18 protein-coding genes and 1 pseudogene are annotated in these 22,638 nt (G+C 40.7%); 17 read left to right on the top strand and 2 right to left on the bottom strand.

Annotated features, from left to right (window positions below; genetic code table 11):
• Positions 1–93: 93 nt before the first annotated feature.
• From PP181_RS11465 to PP181_RS11435, 7 genes are all read left to right on the top strand, one after another.
• Positions 94–486: a hypothetical protein gene (locus PP181_RS11465; protein ID WP_272637205.1), complete on the top strand. Its 393-nt coding sequence runs from the start codon at positions 94–96 to the stop codon at positions 484–486.
• Positions 487–1,146: 660 nt separating this feature from the next.
• On the top strand, positions 1,147–2,184 hold the full coding sequence (locus tag PP181_RS11460) for a hypothetical protein (RefSeq protein ID WP_272637204.1): 1,038 nt from the start codon (positions 1,147–1,149) through the stop codon (positions 2,182–2,184).
• 75 nt (positions 2,185–2,259) lie between these two features.
• Entirely contained in the window at positions 2,260–3,438 is a 1,179-nt protein-coding gene (locus tag PP181_RS11455; RefSeq protein ID WP_272637203.1) for a serine hydrolase domain-containing protein, read from the top strand.
• 158 nt (positions 3,439–3,596) lie between these two features.
• Positions 3,597–4,199: a class I SAM-dependent methyltransferase gene (locus tag PP181_RS11450; protein ID WP_272637202.1), complete on the top strand. Its 603-nt coding sequence runs from the start codon at positions 3,597–3,599 to the stop codon at positions 4,197–4,199.
• A 200-nt stretch (positions 4,200–4,399) separates the two neighbouring features.
• Positions 4,400–4,681: a type II toxin-antitoxin system RelE/ParE family toxin gene (locus PP181_RS11445; RefSeq protein WP_154919703.1), complete on the top strand. Its 282-nt coding sequence runs from the start codon at positions 4,400–4,402 to the stop codon at positions 4,679–4,681.
• An 11-nt stretch (positions 4,682–4,692) separates the two neighbouring features.
• Positions 4,693–4,995, top strand: coding sequence for a HigA family addiction module antitoxin (locus PP181_RS11440; protein WP_154919705.1), 303 nt, complete (start codon positions 4,693–4,695; stop codon positions 4,993–4,995).
• Between the two features lie 158 nt (positions 4,996–5,153).
• The gene (locus PP181_RS11435; RefSeq protein ID WP_272637201.1) at positions 5,154–5,693 is read left to right on the top strand and encodes a dihydrofolate reductase family protein; all 540 of its coding nucleotides are present in this window, start codon (positions 5,154–5,156) and stop codon (positions 5,691–5,693) included.
• Positions 5,694–5,737: 44 nt separating this feature from the next.
• On the opposite strand, the pseudogene PP181_RS11430 reads toward PP181_RS11435, so the two are convergent.
• A pseudogene (locus PP181_RS11430) lies at positions 5,738–5,845 on the bottom strand (IS110 family transposase); the annotation flags it as partial.
• A gap of 306 nt (positions 5,846–6,151) precedes the next feature.
• Between PP181_RS11430 and PP181_RS11425 the strand changes: the two are divergent.
• From PP181_RS11425 to PP181_RS11385, 9 genes are all read left to right on the top strand, one after another.
• A complete protein-coding gene (locus PP181_RS11425; protein ID WP_154919711.1) occupies positions 6,152–7,048 on the top strand; it encodes a DnaJ C-terminal domain-containing protein in 897 nt (298 codons plus the stop codon).
• Between the two features lie 7 nt (positions 7,049–7,055).
• Positions 7,056–7,349: a chaperone modulator CbpM gene (locus PP181_RS11420; RefSeq protein WP_272637200.1), complete on the top strand. Its 294-nt coding sequence runs from the start codon at positions 7,056–7,058 to the stop codon at positions 7,347–7,349.
• A gap of 254 nt (positions 7,350–7,603) precedes the next feature.
• Positions 7,604–9,052 (top strand): BLUF domain-containing protein, encoded by a 1,449-nt coding sequence (locus PP181_RS11415; protein WP_272637199.1) that lies wholly within the window; start codon positions 7,604–7,606, stop codon positions 9,050–9,052.
• A gap of 153 nt (positions 9,053–9,205) precedes the next feature.
• The gene (uvrA, locus tag PP181_RS11410; RefSeq protein WP_272637198.1) at positions 9,206–12,052 is read left to right on the top strand and encodes an excinuclease ABC subunit UvrA; all 2,847 of its coding nucleotides are present in this window, start codon (positions 9,206–9,208) and stop codon (positions 12,050–12,052) included.
• Complete coding sequence (locus PP181_RS11405) at positions 12,049–12,735, top strand: TIGR00730 family Rossman fold protein (protein WP_272637197.1); 687 nt, start codon at positions 12,049–12,051, stop codon at positions 12,733–12,735. Before uvrA ends, PP181_RS11405 begins: the two co-directional genes overlap by 4 nt.
• A gap of 7 nt (positions 12,736–12,742) precedes the next feature.
• Entirely contained in the window at positions 12,743–15,592 is a 2,850-nt protein-coding gene (locus PP181_RS11400; RefSeq protein ID WP_272637196.1) for a metalloprotease, read from the top strand.
• Between the two features lie 156 nt (positions 15,593–15,748).
• Complete coding sequence (locus tag PP181_RS11395) at positions 15,749–18,163, top strand: alpha-ketoacid dehydrogenase subunit alpha/beta (protein WP_154919721.1); 2,415 nt, start codon at positions 15,749–15,751, stop codon at positions 18,161–18,163.
• A 148-nt stretch (positions 18,164–18,311) separates the two neighbouring features.
• Positions 18,312–20,576 carry an aminotransferase class III-fold pyridoxal phosphate-dependent enzyme gene (locus PP181_RS11390; protein WP_272637195.1) on the top strand — a complete coding sequence of 755 codons (2,265 nt, stop codon included), beginning with the start codon at positions 18,312–18,314 and terminating at the stop codon, positions 20,574–20,576.
• A gap of 47 nt (positions 20,577–20,623) precedes the next feature.
• Positions 20,624–20,986 carry a DoxX family protein gene (locus PP181_RS11385; RefSeq protein WP_138258459.1) on the top strand — a complete coding sequence of 121 codons (363 nt, stop codon included), beginning with the start codon at positions 20,624–20,626 and terminating at the stop codon, positions 20,984–20,986.
• Positions 20,987–21,162: 176 nt separating this feature from the next.
• Here the strand turns inward: PP181_RS11385 and holA are convergent, their stop codons facing one another.
• A complete protein-coding gene (holA, locus tag PP181_RS11380) occupies positions 21,163–22,164 on the bottom strand; it encodes a DNA polymerase III subunit delta (RefSeq protein WP_272637194.1) in 1,002 nt (333 codons plus the stop codon).
• A 26-nt stretch (positions 22,165–22,190) separates the two neighbouring features.
• Here holA and PP181_RS11375 point away from each other — a divergent pair, with 26 nt between their 5' ends.
• On the top strand, positions 22,191–22,637 hold the full coding sequence (locus PP181_RS11375) for a type I restriction enzyme HsdR N-terminal domain-containing protein (RefSeq protein WP_154919727.1): 447 nt from the start codon (positions 22,191–22,193) through the stop codon (positions 22,635–22,637).
• Position 22,638: the final 1 nt, after the last annotated feature.

Here is a 22,638-nt window from a genome sequence, read left to right as displayed (position 1 = left end):
AGCGATGGTACTGGCCGAAATCCTACGGGTTTCAACCCGCACTAATCATACACGAACCGTTGTAGTGCATTTGCAGTAGTTTCCGGATACTATATGAATTATAAAAGAATATTCGATTTCATTAAAAATGACCAAAAATTTGGAAAGGCCATTATAGCAGTAATCTCAATTATTGTTCTAATCGGAATTGGAAAACAATATTGGGAACAGAAACAAATATTTGACGATAGAGGAACAACGACTGGAATTGTATCTGAATATTTAGAAGCTGGATGGAGAGGCGATGCGCTACTCTACGAATACTCTGTAAAAGGGAAGAAATATTCTAAAAGAGTCGGAGTATCAAGAAATACCGACAAAAAGGCTGGAGAAAAACTGAAGGAGGAATTTAAAGTATATTACTCAAAGTCAAAACCCGAGCTTAGCGTAATTGATTTAGCGGAATTGGAGGAATTCAAAACTTACGTGGAGTTCTTTGATTTTTAAAAAACGCACTACAACACGGTGTATAATTAATTGCGGTCGGAATTTCCACATGGAAATTCCTGCAATCAATTATCTTTAGAGTCAGGCGGACATTTTCCGTTGGAAAAGTCCGCAACCAATCATACACGAACCGTTGATCGTAATTTGCCATCGCCATCGTTCTTTTCTTCAAGGATTACGTGAAGTATATTGTACTTAAAAAATCGGAGTCGCTAAATGTCTTAAAATGGATTACGGTAATATTCGGACATTTCCGGCGGATATTGCCCAAGTAGTTTAGCTTATCAGCGTTGAGAGCTCGCTATCAAAACGTTGGGAACGTTAAAAACTACTTGAACAAGGACGGTAAAAATTTTGAGAAAGTCAAATTTTAAGCGGTATCGTTGTTCATTTTCATTCATTTAGGGGAGTTTTGGTTCCGTTTTAGACTGATCATACACGCAATGTATACATCAATATAAAACGGGAATCTTGAAGAAAAGAGACCTTGTCATTGTCTTATGGCAAACTATCCGTAGTTTTTATTCCTAATTTTAGGAGAAAATAAAATTAAAAAAAACTACGACCAACACGCGTTATGATCAATGGCCCAAAAGCATGAGCCTGAAAAAGGACCACAGATCATAGCGCCATCGTTATGCGCAATTAAGATACCCAAAGATGAAGGCAAAAATTCTTCTACTCTTTATTACAATTTTGATAGTCTCTTGTCAAAATCAAAAAGGTGATTATGTGTGTCCACCTTGTGATTTGGAGTGCGATAATTTGACTTTTTCAAAAGCTGGAATCTGCCCACAGTGTAAAATGGAACTTGTTTTAAAATCCGAATTGGAAGCAGATTTGAATATGACTGTAAACGACATTGACATAAAAGATGGTTCGGGTAAATTTTTGATTGAGGGTGGTTATGAGAAGTCGAATACCGTTTTGATTCATTATCACAAACCCAAAACTTTCACAAAGGATTCCAAAGTAATTATCGTTCTGCCAGGTGCAGGAAGAAATGGCAAGGACTATCGGGATGCTTGGCGAGAAGCATCTGAAAAATATGGGTTGTTAGTTATTTCGCCAGAATATTCAGAAAAATATTATCCGGAGTTTTGGAGCTACAATCTTGGAGGAATGATTTATGACGTAGACATTCAAAATGAAACCTTCAAAATAAATCAAAATTCCGACCAATGGATATTCGGAGATTTTGATAGAATTTTTGATGTTATAAAATCAAATTTAAAATTGACTTCTAATCAATACGACATGTTTGGGCATTCAGCTGGCGGTCAGATACTACATCGACTTGCCATATTTAAGCCCAAGAACAAAGCTGACAGAATTCTAGCTTCAAATTCAGGCTGGTACACTATTCCAATAACTTCTGATGTTTTTCCTTATGGACTTGGAAATATTCAAGAATCAGCAAATTCTGTGAATTTTAGTGAAAATCTTATAGTGTTCCTCGGTGAGGACGATAATGAAAACGAAACCAGAGGAGATTTAAGGCGTTCACCAGAAGTTGATAAACAAGGAACTCATCGATTAGAAAGAGGGATATACTTTTTCAATGAGTCCAAAAAAATAGCGTCTGAATTGAATTCAGAGTTTAATTGGAAATTGGAAATTGTTCCGAATGTTGGACACGATTATAAGGAAATGAGTAAAAAAGCTAGTGAATATTTATACAAACCAAAAGAAAAATAACAGCGCATAACATCGTGTATAGCACATGCCCTGCGGGACACATGCCATACACAGGGCCGTTGTAGCACATTAAAAATGAAAATATTAACTCAAATAATCGTACTAACACTTTTTTTTAGCCCTCAATTTAATTTGGCACAAATTAAAGATTCGAAACTTGACCTCTATTCAGAAAAAAAGATGAAAAAAGCCCAAGTTATTGGCATGCAGTTAGGCTATCTAAAAAAAGACGGAAAAACTTGGATAGGAAGTTATGGAGAGGCAAATTCAGAAACAGGTCAAAAAGTTAACGATTCAACTCTCTTTATGATTGCCTCATGCTCTAAACCAATAACTGCATTGGCTATTCTTAAATTATATAACGATGGAAAGTTAGACTTGGATTTGGACATAAACACGTACTTACCTTTTAAGATTACTAATCCTCATAGCCCTGAAAAATCAATTACAGCACGCATGCTACTCTCACATACGTCATCAATAAAAGACAATTGGGAGATATTGGATCCTCTTTATACCATTGATTCCGGCGGAGATTCGCCAATCGCACTTCTCGATTTTATCAGTGATTATTTCTTAAAAAATGGAGAATACTACGATAGAAATGAAAACTTTTTTAACGAACAACCTAGCAAATATTGGGAATATTCTAATATGGGATACGCTCTTTTAGGATTGCTTATTGAGCAAGTTTCTAAAAAAAGTTTTAGTGTTTATATGGAAGAGGATATTTTCGAACCGCTAGAAATGAATCATTCCTATTGGTTTTTGAAAGACATACTTACTGAAAATATCGCAAGACCTCATAGTCTTCCAGAAAACAAGAATGAGAGCATAAAAGTACTTAAACATTACGGTTTCCCTGATTTTCCAGATGGCCAATTGAGAACAACAGTAAAGGACTACCTAAAGTTTATTCAGTTAATTTTAAATAACGGAAAAATAAAAGACAAACAATTTATTGACAAGGAAATTATTGAATTATTTTATACAGTTCAATACCCAGAAATTAATAAATATCAGGCAATTTCTTGGAATTATAATGAATTTGAAAATTTCCTTTATTATGTTCTTATGAGGAGATTACCATCACATACTGGAGGAGATCCTGGAGTAGCTACTGTGGTTACCTATGACCCGAAAAATAAAATCGCTGCAGTTGTTTTTATGAACTCGCCACCAGTAACATTTAAAGGCGGAAAGATTTTGTACTTGGATTTACCAAAGAAGTTATTGAAAGAATCAAAAAAATAACGTGCTACAACACCGTGTATAGCTCATTGCGGCTGAATTCCTTAATCGGAATTCATTGCAATTTGCTATCTTTCAATTATGGCGGAAAATCAGCTATGATTTTCCGCAACGAGCCATACACAAAACCGTTGTGTGCAATATAACCAACACGAACACTAATGACAGAATTTTGGGAAACAGCATTTAATGACAAACAAGAAATGTGGGGGATGAAACCTGCAAAATCCGCTGAACTGACAAAAAATTTCTTCCTAGAAAAATCAATAAAAAATATTCTCATTCCAGGAATTGGATACGGACGAAATGCCCAACCATTTATTGAAAACGGAATAAAAGTAAGTGGAATTGAGATTTCAAAAACAGCTATTGAACTCGCAAAGAAGCATTATGGAAATGAAATGACAATTTTTCATGGTTCTGTAACCGAAATGCCTTTTGACGATAAAAAATATGAAGGAATTTTTTGTTATGCTCTTATTCATTTATTGGACAGCAAAGAAAGAAAAAAGCTAATTCAAGACTGTTACAACCAGCTAACCGAAAACGGATTTATGGTTTTTACCTCCATAACCAAAGAAGCACCAAATTTTGGAAAAGGTGAACTAGTAGGCAAAGACACATATGAACTTCACAAAGGGGCAAAAATATTCTATTACGACCGAGAATCGGTAAAAGAAGAATTTAATGACTTTGGACTTTTTGAAATCACCGATGTGAATGAAAATCAACCAATGTATTTGATAAAATGCAAAAAAGTATAAAAACACTGCCCACAACACCGTATATAATTTATTGCTAATTCTAGCCTACTTACGAAAATCCTCGCGGATTTTCTATTCGGTTTGTATTTGCTAAATTCGTTGCTAAACCACGCAACTAATCTTATACAAACACGTTAGGCAACATTTGCACAAAAAAAACTTTATAATTACTTTTGACGTTAGTAACGCAAAACAAAAGTATGATTGTTTCATTTAGCTCGAAAGAAACCGAAATGATTTGGAATGGTATTCGGGTTAAAAAAATGCCGATTGAAATTCAGAACGTTGGACGTCGTAAATTGAGAATGCTGAACAATTCTCAAGACATTATGGACTTGAGAATTCCGCCTTCAAACCGACTAGAAAAATTGTCTGGAAATCTAAAGGACTTTTACAGCATTCGAGTTAATAAGCAATGGCGAATCATTTTTAAATGGAATAACGGAAATGCAAGCGAAGTGGAAATAATCGACTATCATTAAAAAAGAAAAAAATGGAAAAGTTGGCAAATGTACATCCTGGAGAAGTTTTGAACTTTGAATTTCTTGAGCCACTCGAAATTTCGGCTTATCGACTTTCAAAGGACTTAAAAATACCGCAAACAAGAATTTCGGAAATCATCAAAGGTAGGAGAAGAATAACAGCGGACACAGCTCTAAGATTGAGCAAATATTTTGGAAATTCGGCCAAATTCTGGCTCGGACTTCAAGATGATTACGACATTGAAGAGGAACGAGATGAAAAACAGGCGGAATTGAACGAAATAAAAAAATTCCAAAATAAAAACGTTGCCTAACACCGGCTATAATTCATTGTGGGCGGATTTCCTAAACGGAAATCCTTACTTCTAAGCTAAGGTTAGATTTCGGGCGGAATGTTCACTACATGAAATGTCCACAACGAAATCATAGCCCAAACGTTGGCATTCATATTGACAAAAAACGCGAACGAAGAATGAGTAAAAAGAATAGCGTATTTATTGCGACAAGTTTAGACTGCTATATAGCTGACAAAAATGGTGGACTTGATTGGTTACATTCTATTCCAAATCCAGATAATAATGATATGGGATATGTAGAATTCACTAATGGAATTGATGCACTTGTTATGGGACGAACAACATTTGAAACTGTAATTGGATTTGATGTTCCTTGGCCATATACCAAACCTGTTTTTGTATTGAGTAACAAACTGAAAGAAATCCCTGATTCTCACAAAGACAAAGCTTTTTTAGTCAAAGGAACTTTAACGGAAATTTTAGAGCAAATTCATAAGAAAGGGTATCAAAGATTATACATTGATGGTGGAACAACAATCAGGAATTTTTTAAAAGCAGACTTGATTGATGAAATGATACTGACAACTATTCCTGTTTTATTAGGTGGTGGTGCTTCATTGTTTGGAGAATTGCCAAAAGAACTGAAATTTGAACTAATTGGAACAAAAACATTTCTAAATCAAGTATCACAGAGACACTATAAACGAAAAAAATAAAATACGAAATGCCAACAAAGAACTGAGTTAAAAAAGAAGTCTTTTTAGTTCGATTTCGATACATAATTCTCATCGTAGGGCAGCCCGGATTTGACAATCGCAAATGCCTGTTGCAACAACTTGTTCAATATCGAAATCAAGGTAGGCTTGCGGACCAACTTGTTTTATCAAGTGTTGATATATTTCTGTCTCTATTTTTATAGGATTTTAGGCCGAAAAAATGAAAGGAACTTAATCTGTAGCTAAAATTCCTTCCATGATCATATCATCTTTTCTAGTTCTATGTAAATCATTAAACCGCATGTAACAGCCCATCGCTAAATTCCTAATATTTTTTGTGTATTCGAACAGAAATATAGGTGTTTGAATGCATGAAGTTCACAAAAATCATTGGGCGGACAATAGAAATCACATTGATTTATGTAACTTGAAAGAAGAATAGATTTGGATATACTACCATGAATTTTATAGACTATTACCAGGTTCTGGGTTTGGATAAGTCCGCTACCGAAAAAGATATAAAATCCGCCTATCGAAAACTGGCCAGAAAACATCATCCAGACTTAAACCCCAACAACACGGATGCAGAGGAGAAATTCAAAAAAATCAATGAGGCCCATGAAGTACTGAGCGACCCTGAAAAAAGAAAGAAATATGACCAATATGGGAAGGATTGGCAACACGCGGAAGAATTTGAAAAGGCCAAATCACAAAGACGTAGTCAACCTTCTGGTGGCGGTTACAGGGAATATACCTACTCAGGCGGTCAAGAAAGTGATTTTTCAGATTTCTTTGAATCCATGTTTGGGGGTGGTGGTTTCAGTAGGCAACAAGGTAGGGCAAAGTACAGGGGGCAGGATTTCAATGCGGAGCTTCGATTAAATCTTTCCGAAGTTAAAGAAACGCATAAGCGCACGCTCACTGTAAATGGAAAAAACATAAGAATTACAATACCAGCTGGGATTGAAGACGGTCAGACCATCAAAATAAAAGGATATGGCGGGGAGGGAATCAATGGGGGACCTAAAGGTGACCTTTACCTTACCTTTTCCATTTTGAACGACACGCCTTTTAAAAGAGAGGGCGCCAACCTTTATAAGACCATTGAAATCCCATTAACAACGGCTGTTCTTGGAGGGGAAATAGTGTTGGAAACCTTAACGGGAAAAGTGAAATTGAGCGTGAAGCCGGGAACACAGAACGGGGCCACCGTGAAGCTTAGAGGCAAGGGATTTCCTTTATACAAAAAAGATGGGTTTGGCGACCTATTTATCACATATAGCCCAAAGATTCCAGTAAAGCTTACTACAGAGCAAGAAAGGATTTTTAAGGAACTTGAACAAAAAGGTTTGTAAAAGCATCATGGAAAAAGCTACTTATATATTTATTGAGGAATTTTGCAACCATCACAATATTGAGGTTTCATTAGTGCATAGGCTCGTGGAGTTTGAAATCCTTACAATTGAGAAGAAGGAGGAAAAGGAAATGATTAGGATCAGTGAAGTTCCAAAACTCGAAAAAATGGTAAGGTTACACCAAGAACTGGAAATAAACCCGGAAGGACTCCAAGCTATTCACCATCTCTTGATTCAAGTTACAAACTTGCAAGATGAAGTTAAATTATTGCGCAGGAAATTGCATAGGTTCGAAAACTAAAACTGGTATAGACTTCAATCAAATTCTTTAAGTATTTTAAAACAATACTAAAAAAAATCTTTAACTCTATTGGGATTGGTACGGGCCAGCTACAGAATACACCAAGGTAGGTTTGGCAGGGTCTTAAATAATCTGTTTAGTATTAATACCGCTATAGCTTAACAATATCGGTGCTTGAGAAATATTTAACGAGGTTTATAAGAAAAAATATAGTTAATTTTAAGTTTTGAGTCCCTTAGACTTTTACCACTGCCATGCTTCATATTAATTTTGAACATCCCTTTGACCAACTACGAAAATTGGCTCTTAGCCTTGGTGCCGATTTTAAGGAATATCAGGATTCTGCGATTTTAACGCTTGACAATTTGGTGGGCAAAGGAACCGTTACCACCTATAGTGTATTCGAGGGACTCAATGTAAGGGTGTACGATATAACTTTCAATGAGGAATTAAAGATTTCGAAGATGGAGCAGGACCCATCCATAATCTATTTTCTTTACTGTGTAAAGGGTCATTTTTTTCACAGGTTCGAGAACCAGGAAAACAACAATAAAATATACCCAAGACAGAATGTTATTTTTTCCAGTGCCGCAAAGTCCCCAAACATAGTAACCTTTCCCGGTAAAGTACATTTAAGGTTAAGCGCGATTTTTGTTCGGGAAAAAATGGCTGAGTCAAATTCCAAACGAAAAACGCTCTTGGAGACAGCATTGGAGGATATAACCTCCTTCATCAGTAAGGAAAAACCCTTTAGTTATTATGGTGAGATAAGTCCCTTAACCTCAAAGTACGCATCTATCCTTATCGAAAATAAAAGAACCGATGCCGTAGGCAAACTGTTGGTAGAGGGTGCCGTTGTAAATACATTAGCGTCCCAAGTGGAGCACCATGACGTTACTAAGGAAGAGATTAAAATAAGTTTTCCGCTTTCTAACACAGAAATACTCAGGATATCCGAAGTTGCCGAACACATTGCCGAGAACATAGACCGATCCCTGAATATTGATCATCTGTCAAAAACGTTTGGATTATCCCCAAAAAAACTTCAGGCAGGTTTTAGGCATCTCTTTGGGGAAAGCCTTGGAAATTTTATCACTCACTTACGCCTGGAAAAAGGAAAGGAGCTTATCCAACATACAGATTTGACCATTTCTGAAGTATGCTACAAAATAGGCTTTTCTAGCAGAAGCTATTTCTCCAAAACCTTTTCGGAGAGATTTGGACTCTTGCCCAGCAAATTTAAAAGTTCGCTTTCCTCAGATGATTTGATTTATGAACTTACCTATAAATCGACCATGTCAGACGGTATTCAAATTTCCGATATTGAGGATATAATCGAGGTGGCTAACTCTGTCAATCAAGAAAACAACATCACAGGATGTCTTGTTTGCCAAGACAATGATTTCTTTCAATTATTGGAAGGACCCAAATCCAATGTGCTCCAAGTCTTCGATAAAATAAAAAAGGACCCAAGACACTATGATTTGGAAGTGCTCACCCGCAAAATAAATTCACATCGTTTTTTTCCAAATTGGAGTATGGCCTTACTATCGGATAAGGACATATTGGATCAAACATTCAAGTACAAGGCCATTAACTTGAACTTGGATACTTCGGGTATACGGGGCAACGAAAATGTACATATTAGTAGTACCGTTTTCTGGAGAAGGGTTCTCAATTTGATAAAGGTTTCCCAAGCTTAATACCACCGCTTAAAACAGCAATACTATCTTATTAGCTATTTGTCGCCCTTTGTGAAAGGGCCCTGAATTTTAGAGTTTTATTAGTAAAATATAAATGGCACCGGGTTCTTGTTTCGCTATCAAAATCGTAATTTTGCAACTTTGTCAATTGCTATGATTAACTACGAGGAGAATATTGAGGTAAAAGGGGCACGCGTTCATAACCTCAAAAATATCGATGTCACCATTCCTAGGGAAAAGCTTGTCGTTATTACCGGACTTTCGGGAAGCGGTAAATCCTCCTTGGCTTTTGATACGATCTATGCCGAAGGCCAGCGGAGGTACATTGAAACCTTCTCGGCCTATGCCCGCCAATTTTTAGGTGGCCTGGAACGGCCGGATGTTGATAAGATCGACGGACTTTCCCCGGTCATTGCCATTGAACAGAAAACTACCTCAAAATCACCAAGGTCCACCGTTGGCACCATTACGGAAGTATACGATTTTCTACGTTTGCTTTTTGCCCGTGCCGGTGATGCCCATAGTTACAATACGGGCGAAAAAATGGTCAGTTACAGTGATGCGCAAATAAAGGAACTGATCATTGAGGCGTATACCGATAAAAAAATCAATATCCTTGCCCCGGTAATCAAATCCCGGAAAGGGCATTACAGGGAACTGTTTGAACAAATTGCCAAACAGGGCTTTGTGAAGGTCCGCGTGGACGGAGAAATTCGCGATATTGTAAAGGGCATGAAGGTGGACCGATACAAGACCCACGATATTGAAATCGTAATCGATAGGTTGAAGGTTCAGGAAAGCGAAGAGCTCCACAAGCGCCTGGCAGAAACCATCAATACGGCCATGTACAGTGGCGATAACGTTTTAATGGTAATCGAGGAAGGTTCTGATGTTCCCAGATATTTCAGTAGGGATTTGATGTGCCCTTCCACGGGAATCTCCTATCCTACCCCAGAACCCAATACCTTTTCCTTCAACTCCCCAAAAGGAATGTGTCCCAACTGTAGTGGCCTGGGACATGTGTACGAAGTAAATGCGGACAAAATATTTCCCAACAAAAAACTTACCATAAAAACCGGTGGTATAGCACCGCTTGGCGAGTATAAAAAATCCTGGGCGTTTAAACAGATAGAGACCATAGCCCAACGCTTTGGTTTTGGGTTAACGGACCCAATAAGCAAAATACCCCAAGAGGCCATTGATGTATTGCTCTACGGGGGGAACGAGAGTTTTGAAGTGGATTCCAAATCCTTGGGCGTAAAAAGAACCTATAAAATAGACTACGAAGGAATTTCCAATTTCATCAAGAACCAGTTCGATCAGGCGGAATCGACTTCCATCAAACGATGGGCGAAGGAATACATGGATAAAATAAAATGTCCTACCTGTGAAGGCACTAGGCTGAAAAAGGAATCTCTCTACTTTAAGATAGACGATAAGAATATTGCGGAATTGGCCAATATGGACATTGCGGAATTGGCCAATTTCTTTGAGGGGCTGGAAAAAACCTTGGAAGGAAACCAACTTAAAATTGCTGAGGAAATCATCAAGGAAATCCGTACCAGGATCCGCTTTCTTCTGGATGTAGGGCTAGATTATCTTTCCCTTAACCGCAGTTCAAAGTCCTTGTCAGGCGGGGAGGCGCAACGAATTAGGTTGGCGACCCAAATAGGTTCCCAATTAGTGGGGGTACTCTATATCTTGGACGAACCCAGCATCGGGCTACATCAAAGGGACAATTCACGACTGATAAAATCACTGGAGTCCTTGCGGGACATTGGAAACTCAGTGATCGTTGTAGAACACGATCGGGATATGATTGAACGTGCGGACCATGTCATCGACATCGGTCCAAAAGCAGGCAAGCACGGTGGGGAAATTATTTCCGAAGGAAACCCCCATGACCTCAAAAAACATCATACGCTTACGGCGGATTATATCACCGGGGTAAAGGAAATAAAGGTGCCCAAAAAACGAAGAAAGGGCAATGGGGAGAAAATCGTACTCTCCGGTTGCACGGGTAACAACCTAAAAAATATTACGGTGGAATTCCCCCTTGGAAAAATGATCGGGGTAACGGGGGTGTCCGGAAGTGGAAAATCCACCTTGATCAATGAGACGCTCTACCCCATCATGAACGCCCATTATTTCAACGGTGTCAAAAAACCAATGCCGTATAAAAAAATTACGGGGCTGGAGCATATTGATAAGGTCATCGACATCAATCAATCACCTATTGGCAGAACACCACGGTCCAATCCTGCGACGTATACCGGCGTTTTCAGCGAAATTCGGTCTTTGTTCACAAAAACCCCTGAGGCCTCCATACGAGGGTACAAACCGGGCCGATTCAGCTTTAATGTGAAGGGCGGTAGATGTGAAACCTGCCAGGGAGGGGGACTACGTGTCATTGAAATGAATTTCCTACCGGATGTATATGTAGAATGTGAAACTTGCAACGGCAAGCGTTTTAACAGAGAGACCTTGGAAATTAGGTATAAGGGCAAATCCATTTCGGATGTTTTGGAAATGACCATCAATGAAGCGGTCGATTTTTTTGAACTTATTCCAAAAATCCATCGTAAGTTAAAAACAATACAGAATGTAGGTTTGGGTTATATTTCCCTTGGGCAGCAGTCCACTACCCTATCCGGTGGAGAGGCACAACGAATTAAATTGGCCACGGAACTTTCCAAACGGGATACGGGAAATACGTTCTATATCCTGGACGAGCCCACTACCGGACTTCACTTTGAGGACATACGCGTTCTGATGGAAGTTTTGAACAAACTGGTGGATAAGGGCAATACCGTTTTGGTCATAGAACATAACTTGGATGTAATAAAAATGGTGGACCACGTTATTGATATAGGATATGAGGGAGGTCGCACCGGGGGGCAACTGATAGCGCATGGCACACCGGAAGAAATTTGTAAAGTCAAGGAAAGTTATACGGCAGAGTTTTTGAGAAAAGAGTTAAAATATAAGGCAAGCAAATGAGAAACGAAAAGCACCACAAAGGGTGGAACGAAATCAAGACAAACGATTCTTGGGCCATATTTAAGATTATGGGCGAATTCGTTAACGGTTTCGAAAAAATGAGCAAAATAGGACCCTGTGTTTCGGTATTTGGTTCGGCAAGAACCAAAGAGGGTGACAAATACTACCAGCTAGCGGTAAATGTTTCCAAAAAAATAGCAGAGGCCGGTTATGGCGTAATCACTGGTGGCGGTCCGGGTATTATGGAGGCTGGAAACAGGGGCGCCCATTTGGCTGGAGGTACTTCGGTAGGGTTGAACATCGACCTTCCTTTTGAACAACATGACAATCCGTATATCGATGAGGACAAAAGCCTGGATTTCGACTATTTCTTTGTTAGAAAGGTGATGTTCGTAAAATATTCCCAGGGTTTTGTGGTGATGCCGGGAGGCTTCGGGACCTTGGATGAACTGTTCGAAGCAATCACCCTGATTCAGACCCATAAAATTGGAAAATTCCCGATCATCCTTGTGGGAAGTGAATTTTGGACCGGTCTATTCGATTGGATAAAAAACACGATGCTTTCTTTTGGGAATATCAGTCCGGAGGATCTAGATCTTATAAAAATTGTCGATACGGAAGACCAGGTGGTGGAAATCATCGATGCCTTTTATAAAGGCCATACCCTAAGTCCCAATTTTTAGATTGCCCTTGAAAGGATTTCTCCAGATAAAAATAGCACTGAGCATTTTACTATATTCTATAGTAAACGGAGGTGCCTTTGCCCAATACGAAACGAACCTCACGGTAAAGTTAAATGATTTCACCAAGGAACTGGACATAAAACAGGAGTTCACCTATTACAATGATTCCAACTATAACCTGGGAATCATTTATTTCAATGACTGGGCGCATGCCTACTCCAATAAAAATACCGGACTTGCAAAGCGTTTTGCGCAAGAATTCAAAAGAAGCCTGCACCTCGCAAAAAAAAGTGAACGGGGCTATACCACCATCATCAGTGCGGTGGACGGTGAATATGAAGGGCTGGAATGGGAACGGACCCAGGAGGATGACATCATAAAATTCAGGCTTAACAAACCTTTGTTACCAAAGGAATCCGTACAACTGATAATCACCTACAAGGTGAAACTTCCGCCAAATAAATACACTGACTACGGGTACGATAATAGGGGCAATTATTACCTAAAGGATTGGTACCTTACCCCGGCCGTATATGATGGGAAATGGCATTTGTATTCGAACAAAAATCTGGAAGACCTTTATACGAATAGCACCAAAACGACCATTGATTTCACGTATCCCAAGGCTCTTTTCCTAAATTCCAACTTCAAGGAAAACAAACGTACGGAAATGACCAATAGTCGGCGCGTGGAGCTTGTTGCCGACAATCAAAAAAGTGCCGAGATCTTCCTGAACGTACAAAATCTTTTTTCGACCCATATTACCCCTGAAATGAAGGTGGTCACCAGCATTTCGGCACCCAGATATGACCCTATTGAACAGGGCATTTCCATCAATAGGATTACGGATTTCATTGAACGGAATTTGGGCAAATACCCTCATGATAAACTGTTGGTTAGCGAAACGGATTATAACAAAGATCCGTTGTACGGAATCAACCAATTACCATCCTTTATCAGACCGTACGAGCAGCAGTTCCAATTTGAAATGAAGTTCCTTAAAACGGCCTTGAACAGTATCTTGAGGGAAACCTTGTTCTTGGACCCAAGAAAGGAACAATGGCTCAACAGCGCCATCGCCAACTATCTCATGATTGCATATGTTGACGAGTTTTATCCCGATCAAAAATTACTGGGCAACCTTTCTCGAATCTGGGGCATTCGAAGTTTCAATTTGGCGAAAATGGATTTTAACGAACAATATCCCTTCCTATACAATCTAACGGCGCGGAAAAATTTGGACCAAGCGCTGACCACGCCCAACGATTCCCTGATTAAATTCAACCAAAAAATTGCAAACAAGTATAAGGCGGGTCTGGGATTGGCCTATCTGGCGGATTATATTGGAAAGGAAAAAGTTGACGAGAGCATCAAAACATTTTTCAAATATTATCAACTCAATAAAGTAAAGGTACTGGATTTTGAATCCATCCTTAAACGTTCCACGGAGAAGGATATCAATTGGTTCTTTAGCGAGTATGTCTCTACGGACCGTAAGATAGATTTTAAGATAAAAAAGGTCGACAAAACCGAGGATTCCCTAAGAGTTACCATAAAAAATAAGGAGGGAACCAATGTCCCCATAAGCATGTTCGGGCTTAAAAACGACACCTTGGTCTCCAAATATTGGTTCAAGGATATAAAGACCTTGGAAACCTTTACCGTTCCCAACAATCAGGAAGATCGTTTGGTTCTAAATTACGATCAAACAATACCGGAATTCAACCAACGAGATAACTGGAAATCCCTTAAGGGATTTTTATCCAGTAACAAAAAACTAAAGTTTACATTTTTCAAGGATTCTGAAAACCCTTATTACAATCAAGTTTTTTATGTCCCTGTCCTAAATTTCAATATCTATGATGGCTGGGTGCCGGGTATGCGGCTATACAATAAAACCCTCTTGGAACGTCCTTTCATTTATGACTTTGCACCTTCCTATTCCTTTCGGGAGAATGCCTTTGTAGGATACGGAAAATTCAGTTACAGAAAATACTTGAGCAAAAGCGGGCTCTATGTCGCCAACTATTCCTTGGGTGGATCTACTTCGCACTTTAACGTCAATTCCAGATACACGTCCATTACGCCTGCATTGAGTTTTGGTTGGCGACCGGATGACCTAATTTCTAACAAGCGGCAGGTATTGTCGTTCCGCTTTGTGAACATCTTCCGGGATTTTGACGAAAGCCTAAGCGATTTGGCCAATGACCCCGAAAATCCAGATTACAGCGTTTTCAACATGCGATACCTAAATAGGGACAACGATATCCTGGATTATAAATCGTGGTTCTTGGATTTTCAGTTGGCCGGCAAATTCAGCAAGCTTTCCTTTGAATATGAATACCGAAAACTGTTCGAGAATAACAGACAATTCAATGTTCGGTTTTTTGCAGGGAAGTTTTTGAGCAATAATACCGATTCCAACTTTTTCAGCTTCGCCCTAGATCGCCCCACGGACTATTTGTTCGATTACAGTTATTTGGGCCGTTCCGAAGATACGGGCATCTACAGCCAACAAATCATCATTGCGGAAGGTGGTTTCAAATCTTTCCTGGACGAGCGCTACCGATTTTCAGATAATTGGATGGCAACCGTCAATACCAGTTTTAACCTTTGGCGATGGATAGAACTGTATGGCGACGCGGGATTGGTAAAAAACAATGGGTTCAAGGAGAAATTCGTATATGATTCCGGTGTGCGACTCAATTTGGTAACCGACTATTTTGAACTTTATTTTCCTTTCTATTCCAACAATGGGTGGGAAATTTCACAACCCAATTACGGTGAAAAGATACGTTTCATCATTACCGTAAGCCCAAAAACACTGACAGGACTGTTTACCCGCCAATGGTTTTGATCCAAAAATCCTCAATGAACTTGTCTCTATACCCAGTTCCAATGAGAATTTCACAAAATATTTAATTTGAAATAACATTTTCGCAACGGATAAAGTTTAAACCGGATTGCTAAAACGATTTCAATTCGGTATTTTTGTGAAAATTCGAAAAAATACATGAAGGTTTCTTCCAAGACGAGCAGTGATATATCATTTGAAGATTTCAAGGAACAGATTATTAATGACTATAAGATTGCTTTTTTGAGTAGGACCTGCAGCCTGCTGGGAAGAAAAGAGGTACTTACCGGCAAGGCGAAATTCGGAATCTTTGGGGATGGAAAGGAACTTCCCCAATTGGCCATGGCCAAATCCTTTCAGAACGGTGATTTTAGAAGCGGATATTACAGGGACCAGACCTTTATGATGGCCATAGGCCACTTAAAACCCAAGGATTTTTTCCACGGACTCTACGCCACTACCGATATTGAAAAAGAGCCCATGAGCGCCGGCCGACAAATGGGTGGTCACTTCGTGACCTACAGCCTAAACGAGGACGGTAGCTGGAAAGACCTCACAAAACAGAAAAACAGCAGTTCCGATATTTCCTGCACCGCCGGCCAAATGCCCCGTCTGCTGGGCTTGGCACAGGCGTCCAAAGTATACAGGCAACTGGAAGGCCTGGACAGTGCAAAATTCTCGGACAATGGCAACGAGGTTGCCTGGGGAACCATAGGCAATGCGAGTACCAGTGAAGGCATGTTTTGGGAGACCATCAACGCCGCAGGGGTTTTGCAGGTGCCCATGGTCTTGAGTATTTGGGACGATGAATATGGGATTTCGGTTCCACAAAAATACCACACCACCAAAGAGGACATTTCAAAGGTGCTAGCCGGTTTTCAAAGGGACGACGTCCACAAGGGCGTTGAGATTTTAAAAGTCAAAGGTTGGGACTATACGGCCTTGATGCATACCTATGAAAATGCCGCCGATATTGCCCGGCAGGAACATGTACCGGTAATCATCCATGTGACTGAACTTACCCAGCCCCAAGGGCATTCTACATCGGGGTCCCACGAAAGGTACAAGGACGACGAGCGTCTGGCCTGGGAACGGGAGAACGATTGTAACAAACGGTTCAGGGAATGGATATTGGAATCGGGAATTGCCGAGGAAGAGGAACTTTCCAATTTGGAAAAACAGATAAAAAGAAGGGTCAGGGAGGCGAAAAAGGAGGCGTGGACCGAGTATTTGCAAGAACATTTGGCCTTGAAAAAAACCTTGGTGCAACTGATCAACGACGCCGCCAGCACAAGCTCCAACAAGCATTTTTTGACAAAGATCAAGAATGATCTGATTGCGGTGGACGAGCCGGTCAAAAAAGATCTGGCCGTGGCCGCCCGAAAATCCCTGAGATATCTACTCGGTGAAAATACCAAGGAAAGACAAAAATTGGCTCATTGGCTGAATAATTTCATTGCGGAATCCCAACCCAAATTCAGTTCACATCTCTACAGTGAAAATGAAAATAGGGCCACTAAAATAAAGGGCATCCCTCCCACCTACAATTCCTCCAAAGAGGAAAAAGTGGACGGCCGTGTCCTGCTGCGGGATAATTTTGACAAACTCTTTGAAAAATATCCAAATGCTTTGGTCTTTGGTGAGGATACCGGGGCCATTGGCGACGTGAACCAAGGACTGGAAGGCTTACAGGCCAAATATGGGGAAGTTCGGATTGCGGATACCGGAATCAGGGAAACTACCATCATCGGTCAGGGAATTGGCATGGCGTTGCGAGGCCTGCGCCCCATCGCGGAAATTCAATATTTGGACTATATCTTCTATGCGCTTGCTACCTTAACGGATGACCTGGCAAGTCTTCTTTATCGAACCTACGGGAAACAAAAAGCACCGCTTATCATTAGAACCCGCGGGCATCGTTTGGAAGGTATATGGCATTCGGGGTCTGAAATGGGTGGTTTGATCCATGTGCTACGTGGTATTTATATTTTGGCTCCCAGAAATATGACCCAAGCGGCCGGGTTTTACAATACACTTATGAAAAGTGATGAACCCGCTTTGGTCATAGAAAGCCTAAACGGGTATCGTTTAAAGGAACGAAAACCTACGAATCTGGGGGAATTTTGTACGCCCATTGGCGTCGTGGAAAAAGTAAAGGAAGGTACGGACATCACCTTGGTCTCCTACGGTTCCACCTTGCGCATTGTGGAACAGGCCGCCAAGGAACTTTTAGAAGTGGGTATCGATGCCGAAGTAATCGATGCACAAACCTTGTTGCCCTTTGATATCCATGGGGATACGGTAAAAAGTGTCCAGAAAACGAACCGACTCTTGGTGATCGATGAGGATGTTCCCGGTGGCTGCTCGGCTTACCTATTGACCGAAATCCTCGAGAAACAGGGAGCTTACAAATACCTGGACAGTGCCCCACAGACCCTTTCTGCCCAGGCCCACAGACCTGCATACGGAAGCGATGGCGATTATTTTAGCAAGCCGAACGTTGAGGATGTTTTTGAAAAAGTATATGCCATCATGAACGAAGCCAACCCGCAGGATTATCCCCCGCTCCGCTGATCGCAGCATTCTCAAACCCTATGATGTTTTGGTTGGTATTCCATGGTCAAACAGATGTTCAATTGATATTGGAAACATCTGAAAATCGGGGTATTCTTTAGTATCTTTCCTACCTATATACAACGAAGGATATTCCAAAATTCTCACGATGGAAGAGCATCAAAAACCGATAGTAAAGATACTTCAAAAACATTTTGACATTTCAAATCCCATAATATCGGGGATGGAGGGGTATGAAAGCAAGAATTATAAAATTGAATGTACGGACCAATGCTACGTGCTTAAAATTTATGATGCATCGGTCGCTAACAAAGCGAGCATCGATGGGGAATCCCACATCCTTAGGAATCTTCAAAATTTAAAAGGCTATAATTTTCCAGTCCCGATAAAATCCAATAGCGGCGCAAACTGGATTGAGGAAAATGACACGTTATACCGATTACTTTCTTTCGTAACCGGAACGTTTCTCGGCAACATTCCCCGAAACAAATCCATGGCTCGTGAACTGGGTGCATTTTTGGCCGAAATGGATGACAGGACCATTGAAATGTACGATGCTCCCACCATGGCAAAACAAACACCTTGGGACCTACGCCTTTTTTATAAAAACGAACCCCTCATAAAATACATTCCAAACCCCAAGCATCGGAGTTTGGTTTCGTACTTCTTTTTGCAGTTCAAGGAAATGGTGCTTCCGTATCAGGAGGAACTGCGAATGGGCATCATTCATAATGACGCGAACGAATGGAACGTGCTTACACGTAACAATTCCATATCGGGCATTATCGATTTTGGGGATATGTGCCACACCTGGACCATAAATAATCTTGCCGTGGCCATTACGTATTACATGATGGGTCAGGAACCCCCCTTGGAATATGCCGTGGAGCTTATCGAGGGATACCACGCCTTAAGACCTTTGGAGGTCCTGGAACTGGACGTGCTCTATTATTTGATTGCGGCACGTTTGTGTACGAGTGTCTGTAATTCGGCATACGCCAAAAAACAAAATCCGGATTCCGAATACATCACCATCAGCGAGGAATCGGCCTGGAACTTAGTACATGTTTGGCTCACCATCAACCCAATAGCGGCACAAAACACCTTTAGAAAGGCCGCAGGTTATCCGCCTTTGCAAACGATTGCCCTGGAAAAACAACTGAAACTCCGGAAACAGTTTATAAGCAACTCCCTATCGTTGAGCTATACAGCACCTATTCACATGGTCCGCTCTGCCTTCCAATATATGTACGATGCAAAGGGCAATACCATTTTGGATGCCTATAACAACATCATGTTGGTGGGGCATTGCCATCCCAAGGTGGTTCAGGCAGCACAACGGACTTTTGCCCGACTCAATACCAACACCCGCTATGTGTATGACGAGCTACAGTCCTATAGTGAGAAACTGTTGTCCAAATTTCCCGACTCCCTGAACAAGGTGTTTTTTGTGAATTCTGGCAGTGCCGCTAGCGACCTGGCCATCCGCTTGGCACAGACCCACACCAAAAAAAGGAAGGTCATGGTCATGGAACATGGCTACCATGGCAATACCCGTTTGGGCATCGATATCAGTCATTACAAGTACGACCATAAAGGGGGACCTGGAAAAAGAGACTATATCCTTGAGGCATCCATACCCAAGATTTTCGGTGCTGGATTCGGCAGCGAAGCGGAAGCCACTAAATTTTATGTGGAGAAAACACATAAAGAAATCCAAGAACACGAATTGGAAATCAGTGCCTTCATTGCGGAACCCATTATTGGGTGTGGTGGTCAAGTACCTTTGCCAAAAGATTACTTAAAAAACATCTATCCGAAAATCCGTGCCCAGGGAGGGGTATGCATCAGCGATGAGGTACAAGTGGGCTTTGGCAGGTTGGGAAAGTATTTCTGGGGATATGAAATGTACGATGTGGTTCCGGATATTGTCATCATTGGGAAACCTATGGGCAACGGGCATCCTATAGGTGCCGTAATTACCACGTCTGAAATTGCCCAAAGTTTTGAAAACGGGCTGGAATTTTTTAGTTCCTTTGGTGGCAACCCCGTTTCCTGTGCAATTGGCGAAGCGGTTTTGGATGTTATCCATGAAGAACATTTGGATACCGAAGCCAAAAATACAGGATCGTATCTAAAAGGCCGTTTGAAGGAATTGGGGAAACAATACCCAGAAATAGCCGATGTGCGCGGAGAGGGACTTTTTCTTGGTGTGGAAATTATGGACGAAAAATTTCAACCTGATACGCTGTTTGCACAATACTTAAAAAATGGCTTGCGCATGGAAAGCATCCTCATTGGAACGGACGGACCGGCGGACAATGTCCTAAAAATAAAGCCCCCGCTTTACTTCAACAAGGAAAATTGCGATACACTGATTGACCAAATGGAAAAGCTTTTGCAGAAGAAATAAATTATATACTTTTATACAAGCCAATTAACTAACAAAATTATTCCCCCATGAAAGATATAGGTCTTGCCTTTTTTAGAATTGCAGTTTCTGCCATGATGCTTACCCATGGCCTTCCCAAATTTCAAAAACTGATTGCCGGTGACTTTGAGTTCGGAGATCCCATTGGAATCGGGGCCGCGCCATCCCTTTTCCTTGCGGTCATCGGGGAGTTCATTTGTCCTATTCTGATCATTATTGGTTTTAAGACCCGTTTTGCGGCGATACCCGCTGCCATTACCATGGCCGTTGCAGGTTTTATAGCCCATGCGGCGGATCCCTTCGGCACTAAGGAAAAAGCCCTGTTGTTCCTTGTCGCCTTTATTACCATCGCCTTATTGGGTCCCGGAAAATTCAGTATAGACAAAAAATAAGGAAACTACAATCGGGTAAAAACAGATGGGTTTGAAAACGCCTAAATGTAACTAAAGCCTTATCGAATAGGATTTGGCCAAACGCCTTGCGCATTGCGCCATCCGCATTTAAGAGTTAGGGGTATAGCGTTCTGCAAATTGCACAGAAGTCTTCTCAAAAGGTATTTTCCATAAAATTAAAGAATCCTATACAAGAGTTCCTTTAATAAATCCGACTGGTCCATACTGGAGGCATTCACCCCCTTCCCCTTAAGGTCGAGTTCCCTAAGATTGGCAATGATCTGACTCACCCGTTTCATGGGAAAGTTTCGGGCGGCCGTTTGATATTCACCTACAAAATAAGGGTTGATTTTAAGCACACTGGCCACATTTTTGGGTGAGTGGTCGTTGAGTCCGTGGTACTGCAACAATTGCGCAAAGAAACTGTGCAGTAAGGTAATGGTGAGCACAAAGGGATTGTCTTTTGGGTTTTGGGCAAAGTAGTTAACTATTTTGGTAGCCTTTAAAATATTCCGTTCGCCAATGGCCTTCTTCAGCTCAAAATTGTTGTAATCCTTGCTGATGCCAATATGCTGTTCTATATCCTCTGGGGTAATTTCCTTTTTTTGGGGAATGGCCAATTTTAGCTTCTCCAGTTCATTGTTGATCCTTCCCAAATCCGTACCCAGGTACTCCACCAACATAATGGCCGCTTTGTGGGAAATGGCATAGCCACTGGATACCAAGGTCCTTCGCAACCATTCCGAAACCTGGTTCTCATACAGCTTGTTACTCTCAAAAACGACCCCGTTTTTTTTAATGTGCTTGTAAAGCGTTTTTCGCTTGTCCAACTTCTTGTACTTATAGCAGAAGACAAGGACCGTACTCATTTGCGGATGTTCCGCATAGGAGCTCAAGCTCTCAATGGTCCTGGACAGGTGTTGCGCCTCCTTTACGATGACCACTTGTCTATCGGCCATCATGGGGAATCTCTTGGCATTTCCAATTATATCGTCAATGGTAACATCCTTACCGTACAAAACCATTTGGTTGAAGCCCTTTTCCTCTTCGGTAAGTACGGAATCGGCAATAAAGGATGAAATTTTATCAATGAAATAGGCTTCCTCCCCATGGAGAAAATAAATCGGTTTTATCTTCCCTTCCCTTATTTCATTTACGATTTGTAGTGCTTCATCCATTCGGAAAAAATCATCAAATTTGTACCATGCAGCCCCTTAACTTTCCCAAGTATGACTTTCGATTCAAAAATAGTCAAAATTCGGCCCTTATTTTTGACATCGTTCGCAAAAAGTTCGTAGTACTTACCCCAGAGGAATGGGTGCGGCAGCATGCCCTGATGTTCCTTAGCATCGAAAAAAAGTATCCGCTGAGCCATATCAATGTTGAAAAACAGATCCTATACAACGGGTTGCGGAAAAGGTATGATATCGTCGTTTTTAATCCAAACGGTTCCATACATCTCCTGGTGGAATGCAAGGCACCACACATCAACATTTCACAAACCACCTTCGACCAAATTGCCCAATACAATTTTAAACTGAAAGCCAGCTATTTGATGGTTACCAACGGATTGGAACATTACATGTGCCAGATGAATTTCAAAGAGGAAAAATATATTTTTTTAAAGGAGATTCCTGAATTTAGCCGTTAAT

Source organism: Maribacter sp. PR66, assembly GCF_028464205.1.
Classification (GTDB): domain Bacteria; phylum Bacteroidota; class Bacteroidia; order Flavobacteriales; family Flavobacteriaceae; genus Maribacter; species Maribacter flavus.
Note: the sequence above shows the minus strand (reverse complement) of the source record. Positions and strands in the feature narration are given on the sequence as shown.